The sequence below is a fragment of the Halomonas alkaliantarctica genome, from assembly GCF_029854215.1.
Lineage (GTDB): Bacteria > Pseudomonadota > Gammaproteobacteria > Pseudomonadales > Halomonadaceae > Vreelandella > Vreelandella alkaliantarctica_A.
The window spans coordinates 1,872,482-1,897,435 of sequence record NZ_CP122961.1; the positions used below are offsets into that span (position 1 = coordinate 1,872,482).

General features: G+C 55.1%; 23 protein-coding genes. 5 read left to right on the top strand and 18 right to left on the bottom strand.

What is annotated here, in order from left to right:
- Positions 1 to 29: 29 nt before the first annotated feature.
- Complete coding sequence (locus QEN58_RS08450; RefSeq protein WP_280106660.1) at positions 30 to 1,289, bottom strand: 6-phosphofructokinase; 1,260 nt, start codon at positions 1,287 to 1,289, stop codon at positions 30 to 32.
- A gap of 204 nt (positions 1,290 to 1,493) precedes the next feature.
- On the bottom strand, positions 1,494 to 2,162 hold the full coding sequence (rnt, locus tag QEN58_RS08455; protein WP_280106661.1) for a ribonuclease T: 669 nt from the start codon (positions 2,160 to 2,162) through the stop codon (positions 1,494 to 1,496).
- Between the two features lie 221 nt (positions 2,163 to 2,383).
- On the opposite strand from rnt, the gene QEN58_RS08460 reads away from it, so the two are divergent.
- The 3 genes from QEN58_RS08460 (at position 2,384) to QEN58_RS08470 (ending at position 5,230) form a co-directional block, all read left to right on the top strand.
- Positions 2,384 to 3,604, top strand: a complete 1,221-nt coding sequence (locus QEN58_RS08460; RefSeq protein ID WP_071693107.1) for an argininosuccinate synthase — start codon at positions 2,384 to 2,386, stop codon at positions 3,602 to 3,604.
- A 98-nt stretch (positions 3,605 to 3,702) separates the two neighbouring features.
- Complete coding sequence (locus tag QEN58_RS08465; protein WP_280106662.1) at positions 3,703 to 4,041, top strand: HlyU family transcriptional regulator; 339 nt, start codon at positions 3,703 to 3,705, stop codon at positions 4,039 to 4,041.
- Positions 4,042 to 4,078: 37 nt separating this feature from the next.
- Positions 4,079 to 5,230 (top strand): DUF294 nucleotidyltransferase-like domain-containing protein, encoded by a 1,152-nt coding sequence (locus tag QEN58_RS08470; protein WP_280106663.1) that lies wholly within the window; start codon positions 4,079 to 4,081, stop codon positions 5,228 to 5,230.
- Here the strand turns inward: QEN58_RS08470 and QEN58_RS08475 are convergent.
- The 4 genes from QEN58_RS08475 to QEN58_RS08490 are packed head-to-tail and all read right to left on the bottom strand — an operon-like array spanning position 5,227 to position 10,635.
- Entirely contained in the window at positions 5,227 to 7,992 is a 2,766-nt protein-coding gene (locus tag QEN58_RS08475) for an ATP-binding protein (protein ID WP_280106664.1), read from the bottom strand. The two genes, QEN58_RS08470 and QEN58_RS08475, sit on opposite strands and share 4 nt — an antisense overlap.
- 2 nt (positions 7,993 to 7,994) lie before the next feature.
- Positions 7,995 to 8,204, bottom strand: coding sequence for a hypothetical protein (locus tag QEN58_RS08480; protein ID WP_071693111.1), 210 nt, complete (start codon positions 8,202 to 8,204; stop codon positions 7,995 to 7,997).
- Complete coding sequence (locus QEN58_RS08485; RefSeq protein ID WP_280106665.1) at positions 8,204 to 10,264, bottom strand: 3'-5' exonuclease; 2,061 nt, start codon at positions 10,262 to 10,264, stop codon at positions 8,204 to 8,206. The genes QEN58_RS08480 and QEN58_RS08485 overlap by 1 nt, the downstream gene beginning before the upstream one ends.
- Positions 10,261 to 10,635, bottom strand: a complete 375-nt coding sequence (locus QEN58_RS08490; protein ID WP_022523646.1) for a response regulator transcription factor — start codon at positions 10,633 to 10,635, stop codon at positions 10,261 to 10,263. The genes QEN58_RS08485 and QEN58_RS08490 overlap by 4 nt, the downstream gene beginning before the upstream one ends.
- 225 nt (positions 10,636 to 10,860) lie before the next feature.
- Between QEN58_RS08490 and QEN58_RS08495 the strand changes: the two genes are divergently transcribed.
- Complete coding sequence (locus QEN58_RS08495; RefSeq protein WP_280106666.1) at positions 10,861 to 11,922, top strand: tRNA-queuosine alpha-mannosyltransferase domain-containing protein; 1,062 nt, start codon at positions 10,861 to 10,863, stop codon at positions 11,920 to 11,922.
- A gap of 18 nt (positions 11,923 to 11,940) precedes the next feature.
- Here the strand turns inward: QEN58_RS08495 and nth are convergent, their stop codons facing one another.
- The 12 genes from nth to QEN58_RS08555 form a co-directional block, all read right to left on the bottom strand.
- A complete protein-coding gene (gene nth / locus QEN58_RS08500; protein WP_280106667.1) occupies positions 11,941 to 12,579 on the bottom strand; it encodes an endonuclease III in 639 nt (212 codons plus the stop codon).
- A gap of 73 nt (positions 12,580 to 12,652) precedes the next feature.
- Entirely contained in the window at positions 12,653 to 13,354 is a 702-nt protein-coding gene (locus QEN58_RS08505; protein ID WP_280106668.1) for an electron transport complex subunit E, read from the bottom strand.
- Positions 13,351 to 13,986 (bottom strand): electron transport complex subunit RsxG, encoded by a 636-nt coding sequence (gene rsxG / locus QEN58_RS08510; RefSeq protein WP_280106669.1) that lies wholly within the window; start codon positions 13,984 to 13,986, stop codon positions 13,351 to 13,353. The genes QEN58_RS08505 and rsxG overlap by 4 nt, the downstream gene beginning before the upstream one ends.
- The gene (locus tag QEN58_RS08515; protein ID WP_280106670.1) at positions 13,983 to 15,032 is read right to left on the bottom strand and encodes an RnfABCDGE type electron transport complex subunit D; all 1,050 of its coding nucleotides are present in this window, start codon (positions 15,030 to 15,032) and stop codon (positions 13,983 to 13,985) included. Before QEN58_RS08515 ends, rsxG begins: the two co-directional genes overlap by 4 nt.
- Positions 15,029 to 16,684, bottom strand: coding sequence for an electron transport complex subunit RsxC (gene rsxC / locus QEN58_RS08520; RefSeq protein ID WP_280106671.1), 1,656 nt, complete (start codon positions 16,682 to 16,684; stop codon positions 15,029 to 15,031). The genes QEN58_RS08515 and rsxC overlap by 4 nt, the downstream gene beginning before the upstream one ends.
- Entirely contained in the window at positions 16,668 to 17,279 is a 612-nt protein-coding gene (rsxB, locus tag QEN58_RS08525; RefSeq protein WP_280106672.1) for an electron transport complex subunit RsxB, read from the bottom strand. Before rsxB ends, rsxC begins: the two co-directional genes overlap by 17 nt.
- Before the next feature lie 12 nt (positions 17,280 to 17,291).
- Positions 17,292 to 17,873 carry an electron transport complex subunit RsxA gene (gene rsxA, locus QEN58_RS08530; RefSeq protein WP_007114112.1) on the bottom strand — a complete coding sequence of 194 codons (582 nt, stop codon included), beginning with the start codon at positions 17,871 to 17,873 and terminating at the stop codon, positions 17,292 to 17,294.
- Complete coding sequence (locus tag QEN58_RS08535) at positions 17,870 to 19,288, bottom strand: sensor domain-containing diguanylate cyclase (RefSeq protein ID WP_280106673.1); 1,419 nt, start codon at positions 19,286 to 19,288, stop codon at positions 17,870 to 17,872. Before QEN58_RS08535 ends, rsxA begins: the two co-directional genes overlap by 4 nt.
- Positions 19,289 to 19,569: 281 nt before the next feature.
- Complete coding sequence (gene metG, locus QEN58_RS08540) at positions 19,570 to 21,606, bottom strand: methionine--tRNA ligase (protein ID WP_280106674.1); 2,037 nt, start codon at positions 21,604 to 21,606, stop codon at positions 19,570 to 19,572.
- Positions 21,607 to 21,710: 104 nt separating this feature from the next.
- On the bottom strand, positions 21,711 to 21,992 hold the full coding sequence (locus QEN58_RS08545; RefSeq protein ID WP_280106675.1) for a hypothetical protein: 282 nt from the start codon (positions 21,990 to 21,992) through the stop codon (positions 21,711 to 21,713).
- A gap of 101 nt (positions 21,993 to 22,093) precedes the next feature.
- Positions 22,094 to 23,275 carry a 1-acyl-sn-glycerol-3-phosphate acyltransferase gene (locus QEN58_RS08550; protein WP_280106676.1) on the bottom strand — a complete coding sequence of 394 codons (1,182 nt, stop codon included), beginning with the start codon at positions 23,273 to 23,275 and terminating at the stop codon, positions 22,094 to 22,096.
- 81 nt (positions 23,276 to 23,356) lie between these two features.
- Positions 23,357 to 24,286 carry a recombination-associated protein RdgC gene (locus QEN58_RS08555; RefSeq protein ID WP_280106677.1) on the bottom strand — a complete coding sequence of 310 codons (930 nt, stop codon included), beginning with the start codon at positions 24,284 to 24,286 and terminating at the stop codon, positions 23,357 to 23,359.
- 141 nt (positions 24,287 to 24,427) lie between these two features.
- Between QEN58_RS08555 and QEN58_RS08560 the strand changes: the two genes are divergently transcribed.
- Positions 24,428 to 24,877, top strand: coding sequence for an acyl-CoA thioesterase (locus tag QEN58_RS08560; RefSeq protein WP_280106678.1), 450 nt, complete (start codon positions 24,428 to 24,430; stop codon positions 24,875 to 24,877).
- Positions 24,878 to 24,954 lie beyond the last annotated feature (77 nt).

The following is a 24,954-nucleotide window of genomic DNA, read 5'->3' on the forward strand; positions in this document are numbered from 1 at the left end:
GCTATTTTTAGTTCTGCTGCGCTAGTTGTTTACAGCGTAAAAATTGGCAACTTGCGCTCGGCTTTGGCCAGTTTCAGCTTAGCCACTTTAGGCAGACCGTTCTCGAACGGCGGGAAGTCCTCACCCTGAATCAGCGGTGAAAGATAGTCCCGGCACGTCTGGGTAATGGCAAAGCCGCTTTCGCTGATAAAGTCCCGGGGCATAAACTTCTCTTGGTTGGCTACCTGGGAGAGCGGGGCAGAGATCACATCCCACTGATAGGGCGCCTGAGAGATACGGCGAATGGCGGGCATCATGGCGTTTTTACCCGCCAGTGCCAACGTTACCGCTTCGCGACCCACTGCATAGGCCTGTTCAACGTCTGTTTTAGACGCCAGGTGACGCGCCGCGCGCTGCAGATAGTCGGCCACTGCCCAGTGATACTTGTAGCCCAAATCCTGCTTGATCATGCCGGCCAGTGTCGGTGCTACGCCGCCAAGCTGGCGGTGGCCGAACGCATCGGTGTTACCCGCATCGGCCAGGAAGGTGCCATCTTCGTAGCGAGCGCCTTCAGAAACCACAATAACGCAGTAGCCATAATTCTTGACGCTCTCTTCAACCCGCGCCATGGCCGCTTTACGATTAAACGGGATTTCGGGGAAGATAATCATGTGCGGCGGCTCGCCTTCGGCTTCGCCCGCCAAACCACCAGCAGCAGCAATCCAGCCCGCGTGGCGGCCCATTACCTCAAGCACAAATACCTTGGTGGAGGTAGCGCACATGGAGGCGATATCCAGCGAGGCTTCCAGCGTTGAGGTGGCAATATACTTGGCCACGCTGCCAAAGCCCGGGCTATTGTCGGTAATCGGTAGGTCGTTATCGACTGTTTTAGGCACATGGATAGCGGTAAGCGGATAGCCCAGCTTTTCAGAAAGCTGGGAGACCTTTAAACAGGTATCAGCGCTGTCGCCGCCACCGTTATAGAAAAAGTAGCGAATGTCGTGGGCTTTAAACACTTCGATCAACCGCTCGTACTGGGCGCGGTGGGTGTCAATGTCTTTTAGCTTATAACGGCAGGAGCCAAAAGCGCCGCCCGGTGTGTGACGCAGGGCAGCAATCGATTCATCGCTCTCTTGGGTAACGTCGATAAGGTCTTCCGTTAAGGCACCGATAATGCCGTTATGACCGGCGTAAACCTTGCCAATTTGATCGGGTGCTTGACGGCAGGCTTCGATAACGCCGCAGGCGCTGGCGTTGATCACGGCGGTGACGCCACCGGATTGGGCGTAAAAGGCATTATGCTGGGCCATGGAAACGTCTCATCTCCTGAAAACGGGTAGGGTGAATCGGTTTTGGTTCCACCACCAAGTAAACGCTGAGTGCTCCTTCACTTAGTACTACTCACTCAGTACTGCTTGGCAGTGGCAGTGCAAAATAAACGCTGCTGCAGTGTGACAAAGTTTAGCGTAAACCCTTGTCTGCTGCATCAGCGGCTACGGTGTTGACTGGAAGTGTTAATCCGCACCGTCCATCTCTTGTTCACGCTGGGCAAGCTGCCAGCCACCCAGGTCTTTATAGCGATTAACCATGGCGCAAAACAGCTCGGCGGTGCGCTCTGTGTCATAGCGAGCGGAGTGGGCGGCCTTGTTATCAAACTCAATGCCAGCGGCACGACAGGCCCGGGCAAGTACCGTTTGGCCATAGACCAGGCCTGCAAGCGTGGCAGTATCAAAGCTTGAGAACGGGTGAAAAGGGTTGCGCTTAACGCCACAGCGATTGACCGCCGCGTTCAAGAAGCCCTGGTCGAACGCGGCATTATGGCCGACTAAAATAGCGCGCGTGCAGTCGTGGGCTTTGATCGATTTGCGAATCGGTCGGAAAATTTCTCCCAGCGCTTCAGACTCGCTCAGCGCTACCTGGCGACGCAGGGGGTCATCCAGGTTGATTCCAGTGAAATCGAGCGCGGACTGCTCTACATTCGCGCCCTCAAAGGGCTCAATGTGATAGGCATAGGTGGCATCAGGAAGCAGGTTGCCCTCCGGATCCATGGTCAGCGTGACGGCGGCTATCTCAAGTACAGCGTCGCCTTGGGCATTAAATCCCCCGGTTTCTAAATCAACGACCACGGGCAGGTAACTGCGAAAACGTTGGGCCATTAATTCGCGGGCAATTGCCTCGCTCATGCAGCTCTCCTTATCTTTAAGCGAGTAATAGTCTTGAAGCGAGTAATAGTAAAGCGAGTCATCAGTCAACATCAGCGGCAAACCACCGCTTTGAATGGGGTGATTCTAGCAGCTTTAGCACCCAGGCGTCGTTGACGGTATTCGCTGGGCATTGAGAACGCTATACTCAGGGTCTGTCTCAAAACCAATCGCAAAGGTTTAACTTTTTAAAGGAGCAAAGAATGTCCGATGTCAAAAAGGTTGTGCTGGCATATTCAGGCGGCCTGGACACATCCGTTATCGTTAAGTGGTTGCAAGAAACCTACAACTGCGAGGTAGTGACCTTTACTGCCGACATCGGTCAGGGCGAAGAAGTCGAACCGGCGCGAACTAAAGCGCAAGCACTTGGCGTAAAAGAGATTTACATCGAAGACCTGCGTGAAGAGTTCGTTCGCGACTACGTCTACCCGATGTTCCGTGCCAACACTATTTATGAAGGCGAGTACCTGCTGGGCACCTCTATCGCTCGTCCGCTGATTGCCAAGCGGTTGATCGAAATTGCCAATGAGACCGGCGCCGACGCTATTTCCCATGGCGCGACGGGTAAAGGCAACGACCAGGTACGTTTCGAACTTGGCGGCTATGCCCTGAAGCCCGGCGTAAAAGTAATCGCCCCATGGCGTGAGTGGGATTTAACTTCCCGCGAAAAGCTAATGGCGTATTGCGAAGAGCATAAAATTCCGGTCGATTTTTCTAATAAAAAGAAAAAATCGCCCTACTCGATGGATGCCAACCTGCTGCACATCTCCTACGAGGGCGGCATTTTGGAAGATCCATGGGCCGAAGCCGAAGATGATATGTGGCGCTGGAGTGTCTCTCCCGAAGCCGCGCCCGACCAGCCCACCTACGTTGAGCTGACGTTTGAAAAGGGCGATATCGTGGCCATCGACGGCGAGCCGTTGAAAGCCCATGAAGTGCTCGAGAAACTCAACAAACTGGGTGGCGACAACGGTATCGGTCGTTTGGATATTGTTGAAAACCGCTATGTGGGCATGAAATCTCGCGGCTGCTATGAAACGCCAGGGGGCACCATTATGTTGCGTGCTCACCGCGCGATTGAATCACTCACCCTGGACCGCGAAGAAGCCCACCTGAAAGATCAGCTGATGCCGAAATACGCTGAAGTGATCTATAACGGTTACTGGTGGAGCCCCGAGCGTCGTATGCTGCAGGCGGCCATTGACGAGACCCAAAAGAATGTAGCGGGTGTCGTGCGTATGAAGCTCTACAAAGGCAACGCTACCGTAGTGGGGCGCAAGTCCGATGAGTCGCTGTTTGATGAGTCGATCGCAACGTTTGAAGATGATGCTGGTGCTTACAACCAAAAAGACGCTGAAGGCTTTATTAAGCTGAACGCGCTGCGTTTGCGCATTGCCGCAGGTAAGGGACGCAAGCAAAGCTAATCAAGCGTTTATAAAAAAAGCAGCTTAACCCTTGTAGGGCGGCCTTCGTATTGCCGCCCTACAAGCAAAGGAGCCATGGTTTTTAAAAAGGAGCCATCATGCTAAAAAAAATACTTTCCGGCCTCTTTGGTAGTGATCGTCAGTCTGAGCCAGGCGCCACCACCAAAGCTGCTGAGCCGGTTGAATACAAAGGCTATGAGATTGTCTCTCAGCCCGATAATCAGAGCGGTCAGTACCGCGTCAGTGGTTGGATAAGTAAGGCTGACGCCAGTGGTGAAACGCTCGAACACCGATTTGAGCGCTCCGATATGCTCCCAGGGCGAGAGGCCTGTGATGCCATGATGGTCACCAAAGCGCAGCGCTATATCGATGAAGTGGGTGAGGCGATGTTCGCGCCAGACCCGCGCCGTGCAGGTGATAGCGACCAGAGCGAGTAGAGCGCCGTCGACATAACGTTTAGTGAAGGATAGGCGTATGCGTTTAGTACACCAAGCCTCACCATGGCGCTCTCTATTCCATGAGAATGGCACGCTCAATACCTCGGCGCTCAATGCGCCGTTGCACCATCTCTTCTCAAAACTCTCCTCAAACTTCCCCTCGAGCTTCCCCTCACCGGATACCTCATTAGCTGACGCCTATGCTTGGCAACTGCCGCTGGTGGAAACATTGGTGCATTATGATCTGCCCGCCTGGCGTATTAGCCAAATTATCAGTGACCACAATGCTTCACTGTATCGTCAGGCAATAGCGCAATCCCTTGACGAAATGCAGGCGCAGGGCTGGGGCGCTCCGCCCGTCGACTACTGTGTTCTGCTGCTAGGCTCCGCGGCGCGCTTCGAAAGCCTGCTAGGCCCCGACCAGGATAATGCGTTGATTATCGACGACTACCCTGACCACCGACATGTAGAGATTGATGGCTACTTTCAAGCGCTGGGCGAGCGGTTTACCCAGCGTTTGGATCAGGCCGGTATCCCGCTCTGCCGTGGTCATGTCATGGCGCGCTGGCCGATGTGGCGCAAACGGCTGAGCGAGTGGCATGCGCAGCTAGCTATATGGAGCGCTGACCGGCAGGTAAAACGCGTACAGCAGACCAATATTCTGCTCGATTTTTTTCCGGTTGCCGGTAATCCAGCGCTTGCTAAGCGACTAGAGGAAAGTATCGCTTCGACACTTCCCAAAGCGTCACTGTTTATGGATGAAATGGCGGCGCTACTTGATGAGCTACCGGTGGCGCTGGATCGTCTGGGGCGGCTAGCCTCAAGCCCGGGCCTGGATGCCCCCCACGAGCAAGCCCTTAATCTTAAGCATCAAGGTTTGTTGCCCTTGATTAGCGCTGCACGCTTAAGCTGCCTGCGTCACGGGCTGCGCGAAATAGCCACACACCAGCGATTGATCGCGCTAAGTCATACTGCGGCTGCGCTGACGCTGGCTGAATCGGAGTTACTTATAGCTGCTTTTGAGCGTCTGCAGCAGCGCCTATTGGATCAGCAGCGGTATAACAAAGCCCGTGGTGAAGCCGCTGATGGCTGGATTGATATGCGGCGCCTGCGCGAAGATGAGCGCCTGCTGCTGAAGTTTGATCTGCAGCAGATCAGAGCTTTTGTTCAGGGAGTGAAAAACGCCTAGTCCGGGGTGGAAAGAGAAGTGTCATCCGGCGCCGCGGGCAGCTCCAGTGTTAAGCATGCACCGCCTAAGGTTTTGGCATCCTCTACCCAGAGTCGCCCCCCCAGGTGGGCGATAATGCCCCGACTAATCGGCAGCCCTAAGCCGCTGCCTCTTGGCCTACCTCGCGGAATATCGTCGTCCTGTTGAATTTGATGAAATTTTTCAAACACCCGCTCACGCTCGTCTTCGCTAATGCCCGCACCGTTATCCTCCACGCTAAGGCGGAAATGCCGACGATGGCGATAAAGCGTGAGGTGCACTTTTGGCTGATCACGGTCGGCAAACTTACCCGCATTATCAAGCAGATTAATAATTACCTGCTCTAAACGGTCATGGTCGCCAACGACCATCGCAGGGTCAGCTTCCAAGCTAACATCTAAGGCAATGCCACGCTCCTCATGCAGATGCGCAATAGCGTCAATGCTATGCCGAGTAAGGTCGGCAAGGTCGAGTGGCACGGGATTTAGCGTTAAACGACCGCTCTCCAGGCGGGCAAGATCCAGAATCTCTTCAATTAAACGTGACAGTCGCTGGCTCTCGTGGACGATCACACCAAGAAAATGCTGGCGCTTTTCGTCGGGGAGCTGACTGCTATCGCATAAAATTTCAGCAAAGGCGCGAATGGAGGTGAGCGGCGTGCGTAGCTCGTGGCTGACCATGGCGACAAACTCATCTTTCAAGCGATCCAGCTCGCGCAGGCGCTCATTGGCGCTGCGCAACTCTTCGCCGATTTTTGCCAGTTCTTGGGACTTCTGTTCCAAACGGCGGTTGTACTCCAGGGTTTGTGAGGTGGTGTCCAAAATGCTCAGAATCGACTCAATGTCCAGCGCTTCACCGCGTACCACCGAGTTGATCAATACTCGCGCTGAAGAACTGCCTAGCGCCCCCGCTAGGGCCTGTTCGGCGCGGGTAATCAGCTCGGCAGTAGCGAGCTCATCGGCTGCATAAGCGCTTTTGGTTCCGCTATAGCTAAATACGCGGCGGGTGGTCTGGGCACCCAAATAGCGAACCAGCAGCTCTTTGAGAGCCCCCTGGGTCGTTTGCCCACGCCAAAGTGACGTAGATAGCGAGGTGGTTTGCAGATTAGGGTGCATTGCTTCTGTGAACAGCGCTGCCTGGGTTTGCTCAAGTGGTGTAGGTCGGGTAAACAGCGATACCCCCACTAATAGCCCCACGTTAGCCATCATGCTCCAGAGCAACGAATGGGTATAAATATCCCAATTTTCGAGCCCGAATAAGCCGTAGGGCATTAGCCAAGCAATACCCCAGGGGCCCTCGGTGAGTAGTGCCGCATCCAACCAACCGGATTGGGAAAACCCTGGCAGCAGCAGCGTATAACACCAGAGTAAGAACCCGGCGATTAGGCCAGCCGCGGCACCTTGGCGAGTAGCGCCGCGCCAATAAAGGCCAATCAAAAGCGCTGGGGCAAACTGCGCGGCCCCGGCGAAGGAGACCAGTCCAATGGTGACAAGACTATAGGAGTCACCAATTAGCGCATGGTAGAGATAGCCGAGCAGCAGAATAAGCACGATAGCAATGCGCCGAATACCCAACAGCCAACCGGCAAGCTCCCCTTTGGTACTTAAGTGCAGCCGCCGTGAGCGCAGCAGAAGAGGCATCACCAACTGGTTGCTGACCATGGTTGAAAGCGCGATTGTCTCGACAATCACCATGCCTGTCGCCGCAGAAAGGCCGCCAATAAAGACCAGTAGCGGCAGCCCTTCTAAACCTGCTGACAGCGGCAGCGTTAGCACGAAACTGTCCGGGTCACCCGCGCTGACCCCTAGCAGCAGTCCCGCTAGCGCAATGGGAATAACGAACAGATTAATCAGCAGCATATAGAGGGGAAAGAGCCAGCTTGCTCTGGCTAAGTGCTGCTCATCGACATTCTCAACCACCAATACCTGGAATTGACGGGGCAGGGTCAAAAAGGCCAGAAAGGCCAGCACCAGCATGCCCACCCAGCCGGTGGCGCCACCCGGAACGCTATCCAGCCGCATGCTATCGACAAGGGCGGGAGTTGCCGCTACCTGGGCAAACAGCGCAGCGGGACCTTCAAACATCACAAACACCACGAACACGCCAACGGCCATAAAGGCCACCAGTTTAACGATGGATTCCACCGCGATTGCCGCCACCATGCCTTCATGGCGCTCGCTGGCATCCAGGTGGCGCGTGCCAAACAGAATAATAAATACTGCCAATACCAGGGCGACCCAGAGGGACTTATCCATCCAGAAGTGCTCATCCACCAAGGTGGTGTCGGCTGCGCGGGGGTAATTGATCAGTACCGCATGACTCACGGTAATGGCTTTTAACTGCAGGGCAATGTAGGGGGTGATGCTAATCAGCGCCATCAAGGCAACCAGCGCCCCTAGGCCAGTGCTTTTGCCGTAGCGGGCACTAATAAAGTCGGCGATGGAGGTGATCCGTTGTCGTGCGGCGATGCGCACCATCTTTCTGATTACCGAAGGGGCCAACAGCATCGCCAGAGTGGGTCCCAGGTAGATGAGCAAAAAACTGGGGCCGTACTCGGCGGCGCGTCCTACGCTGCCGTAGAACGTCCAAGCCGTGCAGTAAACAGCGATAGAAAGGGCATATACCGTAGGCGAGCCAATGATGGAGCGACCCTGCTCCGCTCGCCGGTCGCCCCAGGCGGCGACCACAAACAGCAGCGCTAAGTAGCCAAAGGCGGTGCCGAGGATCATCGCCTCATTACGCATGGTTAGCGGCCCGCACGCTGTTCCATCAGCCAGGCAGTTAAACCGATCACTACTGCCCAGACGATAAATAGATAAAGCGGTAGCCACCCCACGCTAAAAGCGGGAAGACGGTCCACCACGATAATCAGCGGTGGGCAGAACAGCAGCAGGGCAATCGCCACCAGAGCCATTAGGCGCTCTGTTTGGCGTGATTTCACACCGAAAGGTTTCATCAGGCACTGGCATCCTGTCGGTCGAAGGCGTTGGCTTGTAGCGCTAATAACTGCTCAAGTGTATCGACGCCGCGGGCTTCTAAGCGTGGCAGCAGGGCTAGCCAGAGCTCGGCGGTAACGCGGGCATCGCCTAAAGCAGTGTGGCGCGTCCCCGGTGGAAACGCCAGATCGTAGCGTTGGGCAAGGCTATCCAAATCATGCCCATCGAGCGCTTCGTCCAGTGCCCGTGAAATCAGTAGAGTGTCAATCACAGGGATATCAAATGCGACCCCTTTGTGGCTAATGGCAAGTAAGTCAAAGGCGGCGTTATGGGCGAGCAATACGGCTTCACCGACATAATCACGAAAGCGGGTAAGCACAATATCCAGCGGCGGCGCACCGATCACATCGGCATCAGTAAGGCCGTGTATCGCGGTGCTAGCCGGTGGGATCGGCCGCTGCGGATCAACTTTTTGATCGAAGGCCTCGCTTGCTAATAAACGGGCGTTGACCACGCGACAGGCGCCAAGACTGATGACGGTGTCGCCTCGGCGTAGCTCAAGCCCGGTGGTTTCCGTGTCAAAGGCGACTATTTCCAGGCTGCGCAACGTTCGACTGGCCAGCGCTTCATCCGGCGGGGGCAGGTCGGCAATGCCAAAGTCATGGAATTCTGGGCGCGGCGGGGCGGTTTCTCTTGGGGCGCCTACGCGCTCCATGGCGGGTAGGGGGAGTCGCAGGCGTGAATGAACGCCATCGTCGTCGGCAAGGCTCCAGATGTCGCTGGCGTGTTGGCGCATTACATCGGCGACGCTTGGCGTCAACGGTAGTGAGTTTAGCGGCTGCTGTCGCCACTCCGTCAGCTCATGCTCGGGGATCGCTTTGCCGCGCCAAATAAGGTCAAGGTAGACGCGTTTATTGCCCAGGCATATCTCACCCTCAAAGCCACTGTCGGGAAGATGGGTATTGAGGTGCTTAACTAAAGAGTCAAACAGCGCAATCAGCGCCGGGGCGTCGCCTTTAAACCAGGCAGGCATCCCCACCGGGGTAATTAAGCGGTGCTCCGGGTCAAGGCGCTCATCCAACGCTTGCCAGAAATCGTTTGACCACATGGGCGTTAAGCGCTCGCCCTGATGCTGCATATCGTCGAGTAGCTGGCCGATTTTGGCCACGTTGTCGCCCAGCGTGACGCCTTCCTCATGGATTACCCGCTCAAAACGCTGGCGTAAAGACGACGTGTTGGCGTCATTTTGATCGCGCAGCTGTATCAGCGCATCGGCGGCGCTGGTCAGACTGGCGGTATGCTGACGAAGCGGTGTCAACATTGCTGCCAGTTCCGCTCTAACGCCCATTTCACTCGACCAGGAGGCGGTGGCGTCGCTAAAGGTCAGCAGTGTTTCGCCATTGCTACCCGGCACGCGGCGTAAAATCACTTTGAGCCAGCGGTCATCACAGGGGGCGAGTAACTCGCGCGGGGAACCGTCATTAGGCAGTTGGCCGAGCACTTGCTGTAAGCTGGCTACCGGTAGCAGCGCTTCCAGGCGTTTGCCCAGGCCTAATCCGGTATTACCCTCAAAAAAGTCTTCAGCCGCCTGGTTGAACAGCATGAGGCGGCGGTGGTGATCACACAGTAGCAGCGGCGTTTCGAGTACTTGCAGCAGTGTTTCCAGCTCCTGGCGGATGCGTGCAGCGCTGCGGGCGCCGTCAGCGTGAGCGGTGGCAAGGCGGCTGCGATCTGATCGCCAGCTTTCGCGTACTCGTCGTAGGTCGGGCCCCAATCCTTTTAGCCAACCTTCGGGTGGGTGCTCGTCCCGCGCGTCCGGGTTGGCGACTAAGCGCGCCAGCTGCACCTGTAAATGCCGCAGTGGGGTAAACAGCATCCGCTCAAGCAGCAAACCGGCTAAAAAAATCGTTGCGCCACCGGAGAAGCTACCAAGCCAGAGGGCGATGCGCGTTACGCCTGTGGGAGCAAGCTTCGCATCCAGCCAGGCGGCAAAAATGGCCCCACCCAGCAGGCTGATGCCGCTAAGTAGCAGCCAAAGGCCCATTAGGCGCTGACGTTTGGGCAGCCCGCCTCGGGTCATGGTTGCTCCTCAATTAGTAGGGCTTTGACTTTTTCGACCAGCGACTGGGTAGAGAAGGGCTTGGTGATGTAATCATCGGCGCCCAGCGCCATGCCTTTTTCACGCTCCACGTCACGCCCGTGGGCTGTCAGCATAATAATCGGAAGCTGGGCGGTAGCCGCTTCGCTACGTAGTCGCTCTAAAACGTCAAAACCGCTAATTCCCGGCAGGCTAATATCGAGGAGCAGTAGATCGGGCTGGCTATCATTCACTCTTGCCAGGGCCTGTTCACCATCTTCGGCAGTAACGACCTCAAAACCTGCTTGCTCCATCAAGAACTCTAGCGATAAAACAATATTGGGTTCGTCATCGACGACGAGCACTTTAGCCATGGAGCTCTCCTGCTTTTATTTGTTTTAACGTTTATTTGTTTTAAAGCTGTATGGCTGCAGTCTAGATATATCTCGCCGGTCAGCCAAGACGACCTTGGCCGAATGCATGCAAGACAAAGGAGCGTTCACTAAGAAGCTGGCAAGCGCGTTTTGTTACACTGCTTGCCCCTTTGCCATGGCTTAACCTGTTATGGCGTTCCACTGATCTTGTTGTTAGGGCTGACAATGCGCGTACTCCTGTTATCTGCCTACGAAGCGGTGAGCCATCGCTACTGGGCGCAAAGTTTAATGGCGCAGCTTGATGAGGTGTCGTGGACGCTGTTGAGACTGCCGCCACGCCATTTCGCCTGGCGTATTCGCGGCAACCCACTGAGTTGGATGCTGAAAGAGCATGACATCCTAAACCAAACGTATGATGTGGTTCTTGCCACTTCGATGGTTGATCTGGCCACGCTGGTGGGGCTTTTTCCGCATCTTGGCCGTGCAAAAAAGGTCGTCTACTTTCATGAAAATCAGTTCGCTTATCCAGAGTCGAGCGATCAGATGCCACAAGTAGAGGCTAAGATGGTCAATCTCTATACGGCGCTGGCGGCGGATTGCGTGGTGTTTAACAGCGCCTACAACCGCGACTCTTTTATTGATGGTGCGCGGGCTTTTCTAAAAAAAATGCCGGAAAACCTCCCCGCAGCCAAGCCACTGGAAGCGCTACGCGAGCGGGCCAGGGTATTACCAGTGCCAATATCTATCCGCAGTCAGTACGTCCACCCAACGGTTCCGCACCGCATTGTTTGGAATCATCGCTGGGAATATGACAAAAATCCCGACGACTTCTTTGCCGTGCTGTTTGCGTTAAGCGATGCGGGGGTAGCGTTTGAGCTGGCGGTGCTTGGTCAGCGTTTCCGCCAGGTTCCGGCTATTTTTGCCGAGGCCGAGCAGCGCTTAGCCAGGCATATTGTGGCTTGGGGGCCGCAGCCGGAGGAAGCGTACCGTGAATTGTTGGATAGCGCGGGCATTGTGGTCTCGACCACTTGGCATGAGTTTCAGGGCTTGGCGATTATGGAAGCGGCCCAGCGCGGGGCGCTGCCACTAGTGCCTGATCGGCTCTGTTTCCCTGCGCTTTACCCTGCAGCCTATCGCTATGACGGCTCTCGGGAAGGGCTTTATGACCGGCTTAGTGCTTGGCTCACCGATCCTGCGGTTCGCCCTGAGCGCCTTGATACCACCGTTTGGGAGTGGCCCGCTTGGCGTGAGGCTTACCGCCGGTTGCTGATGAGTTCGACTTGGTAGCCTGGGTTTTATTAGCCGTTAAGTAAGTTCGGTTTTGTCTTTATAGTCGCATAGGTCCTCGATAATGCAGCTACCGCAGCGGGGTTTGCGCGCGATACAAGTGTAACGACCGTGCAGAATCAGCCAGTGGTGAGCATCTTGAAGAAATCCTTTTGGCACATGGCGCAGCAGTTTTTGTTCCACCTCAACGACATCTTTGCCTTTAGCGATGCCGGTACGATTGGATACCCGGAAAATATGCGTATCTACCGCCATGGTGGGCTGACCAAACGCCGTGTTGAGAATCACATTAGCGGTTTTACGGCCTACACCGGGTAAGGCTTCCAACGCTTGGCGGGTGTCGGGCACTTCGCCGCCGTGCTGATTAACGAGCATGTGGCAGGTTTTCATCAGGTTTTCGGCTTTGGTGTTGTATAAGCCAATGGTTTTGATATGTGCTTTAAGCCCGTCGATACCTAAATCAATGATCGCTTGGGGCGTGTTGGCGACTGGGTAAAGCCGCGCAGTGGCTTTATTCACCCCCACATCGGTGGCTTGAGCGGAAAGCAGTACCGCAGCCAGCAGCTCAAATGGCGTGTTCCAATTAAGCTCGGTAGTCGGGTGGGGGTTCTCTGCCTGAAGGCGAGCAAAAATTTCATGACGCTTTTGGGCATTCATGGCGGGTCTCTTAATAAATACGCGTTATAAATACGAGCAGTTGTTTACATTGGCACTTTCGCAATTTTGCCAGCTATTTTATCGTGCCGGTAACCCGCACGCGACGCTCAGTTCGAGGTGTTGTCGCCACTGGCTTGGCGCGGGCAGCACTGCGTTGATCAATGGCGTTTTTCAGCGCAATCAATAGACCCGCTACAAAGAATGCCCCCGGTGGCAGCACGAAAAACAGGAACTGGTAGTCGTCGGCAACAGTCAGCTGCCAATTGGCCGCTTGCGGCCCAAACAGTAGCGCCAGGTCGCTAAACAGCGTGCCTTGACCCAGTAGCTCACGTAGGGCCCCAAGCAACACCAGTACGGCGCCAAAACCCAATCCCATCATAAAGCCATCAATGGCCGCTGGAAGAACCGGCTGGCGTGAGGCAAAGGCATCCGCGCGACCCAGGATGGCGCAGTTGGTGACGATCAGCGGAATAAAAATTCCCAACACCTGATAGAGCGGGTAAGCGTAGGCGGCCATGAGCAGTTCAGCGCAGGTAACAAAAGCAGCAATCACCATCACGAAAGCGGGCAGACGCACTGCGCTGGGCACCTGGTGACGAATCAGCGAAATCGCCGTGCTGGCACCGACCATGACCAGCAACGTGGCCAGCGCCAGCCCCAGCGCATTGACCACGCTGCCGCTTACCGCTAGTAGCGGGCAGAGCCCGAGCAGCTGCACCAGCGCGGGGTTATTCGACCAAAGACCACTTCGGGCTAGTTCGCGCCACTGGCTCATAAGGTGGACTCCTCAAATGACATCGGTAGCGGTGCATCGTCGGCGTACTGAAGCGCTTTATGGACAGCATTGACCACAGCACGGGGCGTAATCGTAGCGCCGGTAAAAGCGTCAAACTGGCCGCCGTCTTTCGTCACCGCCCAGCCTTCTGGCGGCAAACTATCTAACCTTAAACCATTAAACTCGGTGATCCAGTCGCTGCGGCTGCGCTCAATATCATCGCCTAGCCCAGGCGTTTCCTGGTGCTGGGTAACGCGCACGCCGCTGATACGCTGCTGCTCATCAATGCCAATCAGCAGGCGGATTTCGCCGTTATACCCCTGGCGGGTCACCACCGGCAAGATCACTGCGCTGCTACCCTGATCGTTTACCCACCAACCTTGGCTTTCGCTCGCAAGCCCCAGCGCCTGTGGGTTGGGAAGGGTAAAAGTGCTCTCCAGCACCTTAGTGACGGGCGTATTCGCCAGCGCTTGGGGCAGTACTGCCTGCAGCTGGCGGTGTTGATAAGCCAGCTGATGTTTCTCTATACGCTCGGCGGTTAACGTGCGGGTAAGCGCAACGCTGCCTGCCGTTACCAGCGCAAAGGTCCCCAGGGCAAGCGCACCGCGCTGCATGGCCTGTAACAGCGTCATGGCTGTTCTCCTGGTTTACCCGGTGAGGCTTTTTGCTGACCTGTAGGGCGTGGCACGCTGTATAGGTCTAGCAGCGGTACACACAGATTCATCAGCAATACCGCAAACGCCACCGCGTCCGGGTAACCGCCAAAGGTGCGAATGATCATGACCAGCGCGCCAATCCCTGCGCCATAGAGTAGTTTGCCGCGTTGGCTGGTGGCAGCGGAGACCGGGTCGGTAGCAATAAAGAATGCCCCGAATAGTGTTGCCCCGGTGAGCAGGTGGAACAGCGGTGAAGCGAAGTGGCTGGGGTCGCTGAGATAAAACAGCGTGGCCAGTAGTAATACGCTGCCAAGCATAGCGACCGGAATATGCCAGCTAATAATACGCTTCGCTAACAACACCGCACCACCCGCTAGCCAAGCAAGCGCTACCCATCGCCAGGCGCTTAGGGTTCCATCCGGCAGTGGACTGGCAGCCCAGAACTCGCTGGCCAGTACCGCTTCGCCTTTGTGCTTAAATGCATCAAGGGGCGTTGCGCCGCTCAAACTATCCAATTGGGCGGTTGGCAGCGTGCCGGCGATTTGCGCCCATAAATCATTAGGTAGCAATTCCTGGGGCGGGGCCCACAGCGTCATGTAGGTAGGAAAAGACACTAACAGTAGCGCATAGCCCACCATGGCGGGGTTGAACGGGTTATGGCCCAAACCGCCGTATAGCTGCTTGGCGACCACAATCGCCGCGATCATACCCACACCGATAAGCCACCAGGGGCTGGCGGGAGGCAGTGATGCGCCCAGCAAAACGCCCGTAAGCAGGGCGCTTGAGTCATTCAGCTTTACACGGATGGGGCGCTGGCGTAGCCGAAGCACGGCGGCTTCAAGCGCAACACCAAAAGCGGCGGCTAGCAGTACATTGCTGATAATTCCAAGGCCGAAAAAGTAGCTCATGGTGGCGATGCCTGGCAGGGTTGCCGCAATGACCCAGCGCATCAAGCTCGCCGTTGGCGGCACAGACGTTGCTGTAATGGCATCTTTAACGCCTGAGGCGTGCATCATGCTCATGGCGACTCCTCGCTGGACTGCTGTTCGCGCGCCTGGGCAAGCTGCAACTCGGCTGCTTTTAAGTTCTCCTGGGCGGTGGCAAGCTGCATTTCTAAGTCATCCAGGGATTGTTTGGGGTCTTCCTGAGCGACGCGCGCCAGGGTTTTTTCAGCCTTTTTGACCGATGCTTTGGCGGCGGCATGGGCGATGCGCAGACCGCGTAAGTCGACCTTTTCGCTGCTGGCGGCGGCACTGGTAGACGAGCGACGTTGTTGCGCCTGGCGGGCTTGCTTGCGCGCCTGTTTTTCAGCCTCTTCCCGAGCGAGCCGCGCTTGGCGGAACTCAAAACGGTGCTTGGCGTGCTCCGCTTTTACTGCCTCAATCCGCTGTAGGCGTATCCGGCTTTTAGCTTCCCGGTAATCCACCACGAGCGGAATATGGCTGGGGCATACGTAACTGCAAGCGCCGCATTCAATGCAGTCGAACAGGTGATAGCGCTCTAGCTTGGCATCGTCTTGAGCGCGAGCATACCAGTGCAGCTGTTGCGGCAGCAGCGCTACCGGGCAAACGCTTTCACACTCACCGCAGCGAATGCAGGGCGATTCTGCTGGGGGCGGCGGTAACTCATTAAGCGTGGCCGCGATTAAACAGTTGGTAAGCTTGGTGACCGGCGTATCGAGCGTTAGCAGTGGTGAGCCCATCATGGGGCCACCCTGAATCACTTGGTGTAACTCTGGGGTATTCAGCCCTGCCTGCTCCAGCAGCTCTCTAACCGATGTGCCCAGACGCACCCAGCGATTGCCGGGCTGGGTGATGGCTTCGCCTGTCAGCGTGACCACCCTGGAAACCAGCGGCTGCCCATCGCGTACTGCGTGTAGTATCGCCAGTAGCGTGCCTGGGTTATGGCAGAGCACTCCCACATCAGCGGGCAGCCCGCCGCTGGGCACATCAAGGTTTAGTAGCCTTTTAATTAGCTGGCGCTCGCCGCCGCTGGGGTAGCGGGTAGGTATTACTTTCAGCTCAATGTTAATCGGCTGGTAATTTGAAAGGGCGTGTTTCAGGGCTTTTATGGCATCGGGTTTGTTATCCTCAATGCCAATCATTATATGCTGCGCGCCGCACAGCTTGGCGACTATCTGTGCACCTTCGAGCACTTCGTTAGCGTGGTGGCGCAGAGTCAGGTCATCGGCGGTGATATAAGGCTCGCATTCGGCGGCGTTAATCACCAGGGTGTGAATCGCATGCCGTTCGACCACTCGCGCTTTAATATGGGTGGGAAACCCTGCGCCGCCTAGGCCGACAATGCCGCTCTCGTTTAAGCGCTCAAGTAGTGCACTGGGTTCAGCGCGTTGCCAGTCGAGACTGGGCAGTCGCTCCCAGTTATCTTGGCCATCGCCATCAATGGTGATTTGGGTCGTGCCAACCTCGCTCACCGTTCCGCTAATGCTGGCATGCAGGTCGCTACAGATCATGCCTTCACGCTTGGCAATCACGCTGCCCACTTTTACTTCATCTCCCGGCGCCACACATGGCGTGGCGGGCTGGCCGCTGTGCTGCTGCAGGGTAAGAATTACTCGGCCTGGCAGTGGCGCTTGAATGAGTGCGGATTGGTTGGAGCGCTGTTTGCGCTCAGGCGGATAAATGCCACCGGGGAAGTCATAGACGTTCGACATCAAGACTCCCTGGTGCGGATTGGCGGTCGCTGGCAATCATGTTTGATGATTGCGCCACTACGGGTTGCCACTGGTTGAGCGGTGTCGAGCGTGGCAGCATATCGATACAGTCCACAGGGCAGGGATCGAGACACAGATCACAGCCGGTGCATTCGTCTTCAATCACGGTATGCATTAACTTAGCCGCGCCGATAATTGCATCGACCGGGCAGGCTTGGATGCACTTGGTGCAGCCAATACACTCCGCTTCGCGAATAAACGCCACCTTGGGCTCGCTTTGCGCTTCGCCATCCAGGGGCTCCGGCTCGCGACCAAGCAGATCGGCAAGGGCATGAATCGTCGCTTCGCCACCCGGAGGGCATTTATTCAGCGCATCGCCCTGGTTAATCGCTTCTGCGTAAGGGTGGCAGCCTGGGTAGCCGCACTGGCCGCACTGGGTTTGCGGCAGCAGGGCATCAATTTGTTCAACTAGCGGGTTATCTTCGCGCTTAAAACGCTCGCTAACCACGCCCAGCAGGGCACCAAACCCGATGCCCAAGCCGGTTAATACCGCGATAGCGCTAAGGATTCCTATCACATCACTGGTGCTATTCATCGCGCGCTGCCTTCATCCCTGCACCAAGCCTGAAAAGCCGAGAAATGCCAACGACATGAGACTCGCGGTGACCATAGCAATCGCGGCTCCTTGGAAGGGTTTGGGAATATCGGCCCCCGCTAAACGTTCACGCATGGCGGCAAACAGCACCAAAATAAGCGAGAAGCCTAGCGCTGCGCCCAACCCATACAGGGTGGTGTGAAAAAAGCTTAACTCGCGGTTTAACGACAGCAGCGCTACGCCCAATACCGCGCAGTTAGTGGTGATAAGGGGCAGGAAGATGCCCAGCACCTGGTGCAGCAGTGGACTCAACTGGCGCACCATTATTTCAGTAAACTGCACCACGGCGGCGATCACCACGATAAAGCTAATGGTGCGCAGGTAGGTCACATCCAGCGGCACAAGCAGACCATGATAAACCACGAAGCTAGCAGCCGACGCCAGGGTCAGCACAAAGGTTGTGGCCAGGGACATGCCCATGGCCGACTCCAGTTTATTAGAGACGCCCATAAATGGGCACAGGCCCAGAAACTGAACCAATACGAAGTTGTTGACCAGGGCCGTGCTGATCAAAATGATAAATAGCTCACTCATGGCAGCGTATTGTGCGAAGAAAAGGGTTCGTTGGCTAGCGAGCGGGCATACACCTTGGCGCAATGTCGCCCTGCAGCTTTGGCTGCATAAAGCGCCTGGTCAGCGGCTGTCATTAATCCGCTGGGCGTCATAACACCTTCTACATGCAACTGGCTAATACCAATGCTGACGGTGACGTAAGAGGCCACTGGCGACTTGGGGTGAGGATACTTTAACTGATCGATAGCATGACTCAGCGCTTGGCTTTTTTCCATTGCTTGGGTGGTGGTAGTCGCAGGTAACATAGCACTGAATTCCTCCCCACCTGTGCGTGCGATAAAAAAGCCATGTGCAGTAGCAATGTCATGCATCGTCTGCGCAACTCGCTGTAAGCATTTATCGCCTTCGGGGTGTCCGTAATGATCGTTAAACAGTTTGAAATGATCAATGTCAATCATCATGACCGACACGGGCTGATCTGTGGTCAAGGCAATATTAATGACCTCTCGCAGGCGCTGATCGAATAATCGGCGATTGGGTAGACCGGTCAAGGGGTCGTGGGTAGAGAGCTCAATGAGCTCGGCATTGAGTTGCTGTTGATGCTTGAACTGCTCTTGGAAGGCGCGCGCTAGGAGGCCGATTTCATCTCCGCGTCTTAATAAATTGCTTGATCCCTTTATATCCACGCTGGCTTGCTGCGTAAACTGGGTAAGGGCTCTTAGTGGCGTCAGTATAATACGCTCGAGTAGCAGCAGAACAAGGCCAATCACCAATAGCATCAAGCAGACTGTCCATAAAAGTACGTAGCGAAATGTTTCTAGACTCGCCAAATAACTGGTGCGATTAAGCTGGGTACCCAAAACTATGTGCTCGTTATTGGGGTAGACAGCTAAATAGCGTTGCGCCTTGATTGTATTGCCAGAGATAGTGATGGTTGTGTCATTGTTGCTTCCTCCTTGCTCCATCGAAAGCGTCGTTGGTAGCCCTGTATAGTCTTCTATGATCGACAACCATGCATCGTCCATTGGCCTCACTTTGAATAGCCATCCTTGGGGCGGGCCGCTCTCATCCGTTCTTAGAATGGGGTTTGATGCTACCATTAGCGGCGTTGTACCCGCATACAGGCTGCTTTTTCCTTGTTCTGGATCTTCTTTTATGGAAGTCTGCATCGTGCGAATCAGCACCGACATCCAGCGACACTCACGTTCTACGGTATAGCAAGTTTGGTATTGGCTGGTAGCTGGATTGAGACCTGCTAGAAAATGTACGTCGCCCTCCGCGTCGAAGAAGGCCATTAGTTGGTAGCGCATTTCTTCAAACATCTGTTGGCTAAAATTGGTATCCGTATAGCCAGGGTAGTTCCCCTCAATAAATTCATAGGTATCGTCCCAGATCGCCCAGTCTCGCACTTGCGCGAGTAGCTCCTGTTGGCTCATATTGAGGCTACGTTCAATTTGCTCTAGCTCCTGGGTTACTAACGCGCGCTCTTCTCTATGAAGCGAGGGAAATATGACCCACTTGCTCAAGGCAACTAAGGAAATAAGGGCTAGTAATAACACGCCACCCAAGGCAGCTAGAAAACGAAAGCGCAATGATCGTGAAAAGCGTTGAACCATAGGGTGTGCCTAAGCGAAACGATGACAATGTATGACAGATGCAAAAAATAAAAGGGGCAAAGGCGTTTAGCCTCTGCCCCTTTGACAAGACTCTATTGTGATTAGGTGACCCGCTGGCCCGGTTCAGCACCTGTGTCAGGGGAGAGTAAGTAGATGCCTTCTTCATTCGCAGAGGCCAGCACCATGCCTTCCGATACGCCAAAGCGCATTTTGCGCGGCGCCAGGTTGGCGACCATGACCGTTAAGCGACCTTCCAGGGCTTCAGGGGCGTAGGCGGAGCGAATGCCGGAGAAGACGTTGCGGGTTTCGCCACCCAGATCGAGGGTCAGTTGCAGTAGCTTGTCGGCGCCTTCGACGTATTCCGCTTTGGCAATGCGCGCAATCCTTAGGTCGACCTTGGCAAAAGCGGCAAAGTCGATTTCTTCAGCGATAGGCTCTTCCGCCAGCGGACCTTTGGGCACTTCTTTCAGCTTTTGCTCTTCCACGAGATCCTCCTTCGACGCTTCAATCATGGCATCAATCTTGTCACGCTCAACGCGGGTCATCAGCGGCTTGAATTTGTTGATCGAATGATCGGTCAGAACCGTTTGACGAGAATGCCATTCCAGCGACTCAACGTTAAGAAACGCACGAGCTTCCACGGCCATAGCGGGTACCACGGGCGCTAGATACACCATCAACTGACGGAATAGGTTAATGCCTACCGAGCATATTTCCAGTACTTCAGCATCGCGCCCATCCTGTTTAGCCAGGGCCCAGGGCTCTTTATCAGCAATGTAGGTATTGGCTTCGTCCGCCAGTTCCATAATTTTGCGCATTGCCCGGCTAAATTCGCGTGCTTCAAAATCTTCGGCAATATCGTCTCCGGCGGCAATAAAGCGGGCGACCATCTGTGGCTCAGCGCAGTGGCTTGAAAGACTTCCACCGCCAAGTTTTTTAACAAAACCGGCACAGCGGCTGGCAATGTTGACCACCTTGCCGACTAAATCAGAGTTTACCCGAGCGGCGAAATCTTCCAGATTCAGATCCAGGTCGTCGACTTTAGAAGTAAGCTTGGCGGCAAAGTAGTAGCGCAGATACTCGGGGTCGAGATGGTCGGCGTAGGTAGCGGCTTTAATAAAGGTACCGCGCGATTTCGACATCTTGGCGCCGTCTACCGTCAGGAAGCCGTGGCAGTTAACAGCGGTGGGCGTGCGCAGGTCAGCGCCATGCAGCATGGCGGGCCAGAACAGCGCGTGGAAGTAGACGATATCTTTGCCGATAAAGTGATATACCTCGGCCTTCGAGTCTTTGTTCCAGTAGCTGTCGAAGTCGACCCCTTCGCGATCACAGAGGTTTTTAAAGCTAGCTAAATAGCCGATCGGCGCATCCAGCCAGACATAGAAGTACTTGCCTGGTGCGTCGGGGATTTCGAAGCCAAAGTAGGGCGCGTCGCGGGAAATGTCCCACTCGTTAAAACCAGACTCAAACCACTCCATCAACTTATTACGGATTTGCGGCTGAACGTGGCCATCGTCAATCCAGCGCTGTAAGAAGTCGGCAAAGTCGGGCAGCTTAAAGAAGTAGTGAGTCGAGGTGCGTACTTCTGGAGTGGCACCAGAGATAGCCGAAACAGGATTAATTAAGTCTGCGGGAGTATAGGTAGCGCCACACTTTTCGCAGTTATCGCCATACTGGTCATCGGCGCCACATTTGGGGCAGGTGCCTTTAATAAAACGATCGGCCAGAAACAGACCTTTTTGGGGATCAAACATCTGCTCAATATCGCGAGTGGCAATATGGCCTTTATCCCGTAAGCGCTTGTAAATCATTTCGCTGAAGTGGCGGTTTTCAGCGGAGTGGGTCGAGTGATAGTTGTCGAACCCGACACCAAAACGGGCAAAGTCCGTTTGGTGATCGTTGGAAACCCGTTCAATCAGCGCTTCAGAGGTAATACCTTCCTGTTCCGCACGCAGCATAATGGCAGTGCCATGGGCGTCGTCGGCACATACGTAGTAGCACTGTTGGCCACGGCTTTTCTGGAAACGTACCCAGATATCAGTCTGGATATACTCAAGTAAGTGACCGAGGTGAATGGCTCCGTTGGCGTAAGGGAGCGCACTAGTCACCAAAATGTTGCGCGTGGCGGTAGTAGACATGGTGGAGGTTAATTCCGAGTTAATAAGGGTGCCGATCAGGCGATAACAAAAAAGACGGCGAAGTCGCTAAACGCTTCGCCGGTACCGTTGCTTGCTAGCAACGGTTAATAAAGCGCTTGCTCTTCTTGAACGACTTCACGCAGCAGTTCTAAAAAGAGCTTATCAGCCTCCGAGTGTTCAGCAGGGTCTTCGGGTATGTGCACACTGGTGGTGTCTGAAATTTCGTTGGCAATCCGCGCCATGGCCGCTGGGCTATTGCCTTCGGTTAACTGTTGCCTGGCAATCACAAGGGATTGCTCAAGAATTTTTGGGTCTTGCAGCAATTTGCGAATAAAGTCACGCAGCTCATTGATGACGCGTGTTTTCTGGATTTCTGAACCGGACATGAGAGTCTCCTTAGGATCGCAATTGGCGACAGCGCCAAGCGAAACCAAACAATGCGTTGACCATAGCATTTTTTCTGCCAACGGGCATGAGTTGCGCGGCATTAAACCGTCAGGCGACCGGCCTTGTGTTTAACGGGATTGGCGTACTGAGCAAGCCAATAAGGGCGCAGAGGCTCAGGCACTTCGGCAAGCCGGGCATTAAAACGTTCTCGGTCCTGTCGAGTTATGGCTTTGCGTGCCACTAGCTCTGGCGCTTCCCCCAACGCCTCTAAGGCTAAATAGTGGCTGGGGAACAGGCGATAGCCGCCAATTACCTGACGGTCAATCTCCGCCGCCACTTCATCGGGGGTCGCCATATCAGAACCCACTGGCGTACCAAAATGCAGTCGCACGCGTCCCTTTGAGCCGGTAATGCCCGCCACAATAGAGCTAATATCTTCAAACTCACTCTTGGCGTAGCTGCCCTGGGTATCGATATCGTGCAGTTCCTGGGCTTTTTGCACGTCGCAGGGGTCGTATTCATAGCTAATTGATACCGGCACCAATTTCAGCTCGGCGATTGCCTCGCCAAAAACCATGTCACGCTCCGAGGTGCGTCTGGCCATGGTCAGCATTTTGATGATAGCGGGCTCGGTATGGTCGATGCCGTTCTTGGCGCGACCTTCACGCTGGGCCATCCAGATTGAGTGCTGGTCTTCGGTAATGGTGTGGCGAATATAGGCAGACAGCTGCTGGTACGCCGCCAGCATGGCCCGCTTGCCCCGTGCACTGCGCGGCACAATGAAGCTTTTGTTAAGCCGCATCAGGTCAGTGACATAGGGCTTTTTGAGCAGATTGTCACCGATCGCGATGCGGACGGTGCCGCGGTTCGCCTGGTATAGCGCATAATTAACGAACGCGGGATCCAGAGAGATATCGCGGTGATTGCCAATAAATAGATAGGCGCCGTTGGGGTCGAGTTTGTCGAGGCCAGTGACTTCAAACGCATCCGTGGTGGTGCGAATCATGCGCTCCATGTAATGGGCAATGCGCATTTGGAACTCATAAACGGATGAAACACCTTTGACTTCGCGCCGTACGGCGCGGCTGGCAAAAATACGCGCCAGGGATGGTGCCCAGCGTGCCATGCGCGGCAGCCGGAAGCGGGTTAGTGCATCCAGCAACTCATTGTCACGTGAGAGCCTGGCAAGTACATCGGCCACTTCATGATCCATAAAGGGCCGAATATCGGCCCACGGGTCTGTCTCAGTAGAAGCGTTGGTAGCGTTATTTTGATGAGTCATGCGAACCGTTGGATGATAAACCATGGGTGATTAGGAATAGGTATCGATTAATAGCATCAAGGCCGAAGGGCTATAGAGCCCTTACTGCGCCGCAGGTTCCCGCTGCGTTTCGCCGCCAAGCCACTCTACCAAGCGCGGTATATCAGCGGATAGGGCCTGCGCCATTAAAATAAAGTCTGTTTCCAGGCGAGCGAGAGCATCGTCACCGTCGTCAGCGTGATCGGCTTCTTCAATCAGGGCATCGCCAAAACGCAACGATTTCAGCGCCAAATCATCGTGTAGCACAAAGCTTAACCGGCCTTCCAGGCTAACAGCGAGCTTGCTGGCTTGGCGGCCGCTCTCAAGTAACTGCTGAATTTCATCGCTGTCCAAATCGACCTGGCGAGCGCGCAGCACACCGTCATCGCCTTTGGCTTTGAGTTCAACCTGATCACCTAATTGTAGATCGGCAGGGCGGCTAGACACATCACCCAGCCAGGTGGTCATGGCGCGGATAGGCAGCGTCTGTGAACTCAGCGGGGTGACTTTTAAGCTGCCCAGGGTTTCACGTAGCAAATCCAGAATGTCTTCGGCGCGGGTTCTCGAGCTGGCATTGATGCCGATCATCTGGCCATTAGTATCCCACCAAAGATCAATTTTCTGGCTACGCACAAAAGCGCGAGGCAATAAATCCTCGGTGACCTGCTCTTTTAACGCGGTCTTCTCTTTGCGGGTCACTTTGCGGCCTTCGCTGGCCTCAATATCGGCAACCTGCTCATCGACTTCTTCTTTTACAACAGACGCGGGCAGAAGGCGTTCTTGGCGCAGCGCTGAAAGCAGCCGATGCGATTGAATTTCGTGAACGAGTTGACCGCCGCCCATACGTCCAGCGGGTGCAGTCCAGCCCAGGCGGCGTGCATCGGCGTTGCCGAGTGGTTTGGCGGCATGCTCTTGTAAAGCGCTAGCGAGCTCATCGCTGGATAATGCGGGCGCGTCGTGCAGGCGGTATAAATGCAAGTGCTTAAACCACATGGGACCAATCCTGTTCAAAAGGTGGCACATTATGGCGAAAGCGGGGCATTCCTACCAGCGGCTGCCACCAATCGTCTCTGTTGCACGTGTTTCAAACTTGTGTTTGATTGAGTTGTTGCCAATCCTTATGGAGGAGTCGATATGAGTACATCGCTGTCACGTGTTCAGTTACGCGTTCGAGGCTATCACTTAGATGGCTACGGTCATGTGAATAACGCTCGCTACCTAGAATTTATGGAAGAAGGACGCTGGGATTTTTTTGATCAACATCCAGAAATGATGAAAGAGCTCCATCAAGCCGGGCGGGCATTCGTCGTCGTCAATTTGAACATTGATTATCTGGCCGCTGCCCGACAAGGGGATGATTTAGAAGTGCTGACCGGGATCATCGACGTTGGAGAGCGCAGTGGACTCTGCCACCACCGTATCATTCGTAAAGACGGTGGGCGTAAAGATGGCACCGTCATTGCTCGTGCCGATTTAACCTTCGTACTGCTCGATATGCGCGCCAATAAGGCCGCTGCAATCGAGGGAGAGGTGCGTGAAGCGTTAGCCGCGTTGACCTTGGGGAAAGAGGCATTTAGCGCCTAAACGGCTTTGCTGAGCTCCCTGGCTGCCCTTGCTGCTTTTGCGGTGGTATGATGGCGCAGTATTTGCGCGCCGCTCTA

Coding starts and splice junctions, on each gene's coding strand:
- QEN58_RS08450 (WP_280106660.1), bottom strand. CDS start 1,289: ATGGCCCAGCATAATGCCTTTTACGCCCAATCCGGTGGCGTCACCGCC.
- rnt (WP_280106661.1), bottom strand. CDS start 2,162: ATGAGCGAGGCAATTGCCCGCGAATTAATGGCCCAACGTTTTCGCAGT.
- QEN58_RS08460 (WP_071693107.1), top strand. CDS start 2,384: ATGTCCGATGTCAAAAAGGTTGTGCTGGCATATTCAGGCGGCCTGGAC.
- QEN58_RS08465 (WP_280106662.1), top strand. CDS start 3,703: ATGCTAAAAAAAATACTTTCCGGCCTCTTTGGTAGTGATCGTCAGTCT.
- QEN58_RS08470 (WP_280106663.1), top strand. CDS start 4,079: ATGCGTTTAGTACACCAAGCCTCACCATGGCGCTCTCTATTCCATGAG.
- QEN58_RS08475 (WP_280106664.1), bottom strand. CDS start 7,992: ATGCGTAATGAGGCGATGATCCTCGGCACCGCCTTTGGCTACTTAGCG.
- QEN58_RS08480 (WP_071693111.1), bottom strand. CDS start 8,204: ATGAAACCTTTCGGTGTGAAATCACGCCAAACAGAGCGCCTAATGGCT.
- QEN58_RS08485 (WP_280106665.1), bottom strand. CDS start 10,264: ATGACCCGAGGCGGGCTGCCCAAACGTCAGCGCCTAATGGGCCTTTGG.
- QEN58_RS08490 (WP_022523646.1), bottom strand. CDS start 10,635: ATGGCTAAAGTGCTCGTCGTCGATGACGAACCCAATATTGTTTTATCG.
- QEN58_RS08495 (WP_280106666.1), top strand. CDS start 10,861: ATGCGCGTACTCCTGTTATCTGCCTACGAAGCGGTGAGCCATCGCTAC.
- nth (WP_280106667.1), bottom strand. CDS start 12,579: ATGAATGCCCAAAAGCGTCATGAAATTTTTGCTCGCCTTCAGGCAGAG.
- QEN58_RS08505 (WP_280106668.1), bottom strand. CDS start 13,354: ATGAGCCAGTGGCGCGAACTAGCCCGAAGTGGTCTTTGGTCGAATAAC.
- rsxG (WP_280106669.1), bottom strand. CDS start 13,986: ATGACGCTGTTACAGGCCATGCAGCGCGGTGCGCTTGCCCTGGGGACC.
- QEN58_RS08515 (WP_280106670.1), bottom strand. CDS start 15,032: ATGAGCATGATGCACGCCTCAGGCGTTAAAGATGCCATTACAGCAACG.
- rsxC (WP_280106671.1), bottom strand. CDS start 16,684: ATGTCGAACGTCTATGACTTCCCCGGTGGCATTTATCCGCCTGAGCGC.
- rsxB (WP_280106672.1), bottom strand. CDS start 17,279: ATGAATAGCACCAGTGATGTGATAGGAATCCTTAGCGCTATCGCGGTA.
- rsxA (WP_007114112.1), bottom strand. CDS start 17,873: ATGAGTGAGCTATTTATCATTTTGATCAGCACGGCCCTGGTCAACAAC.
- QEN58_RS08535 (WP_280106673.1), bottom strand. CDS start 19,288: ATGAGCCAACAGGAGCTACTCGCGCAAGTGCGAGACTGGGCGATCTGG.
- metG (WP_280106674.1), bottom strand. CDS start 21,606: ATGTCTACTACCGCCACGCGCAACATTTTGGTGACTAGTGCGCTCCCT.
- QEN58_RS08545 (WP_280106675.1), bottom strand. CDS start 21,992: ATGTCCGGTTCAGAAATCCAGAAAACACGCGTCATCAATGAGCTGCGT.
- QEN58_RS08550 (WP_280106676.1), bottom strand. CDS start 23,275: ATGACTCATCAAAATAACGCTACCAACGCTTCTACTGAGACAGACCCG.
- QEN58_RS08555 (WP_280106677.1), bottom strand. CDS start 24,286: ATGTGGTTTAAGCACTTGCATTTATACCGCCTGCACGACGCGCCCGCA.
- QEN58_RS08560 (WP_280106678.1), top strand. CDS start 24,428: ATGAGTACATCGCTGTCACGTGTTCAGTTACGCGTTCGAGGCTATCAC.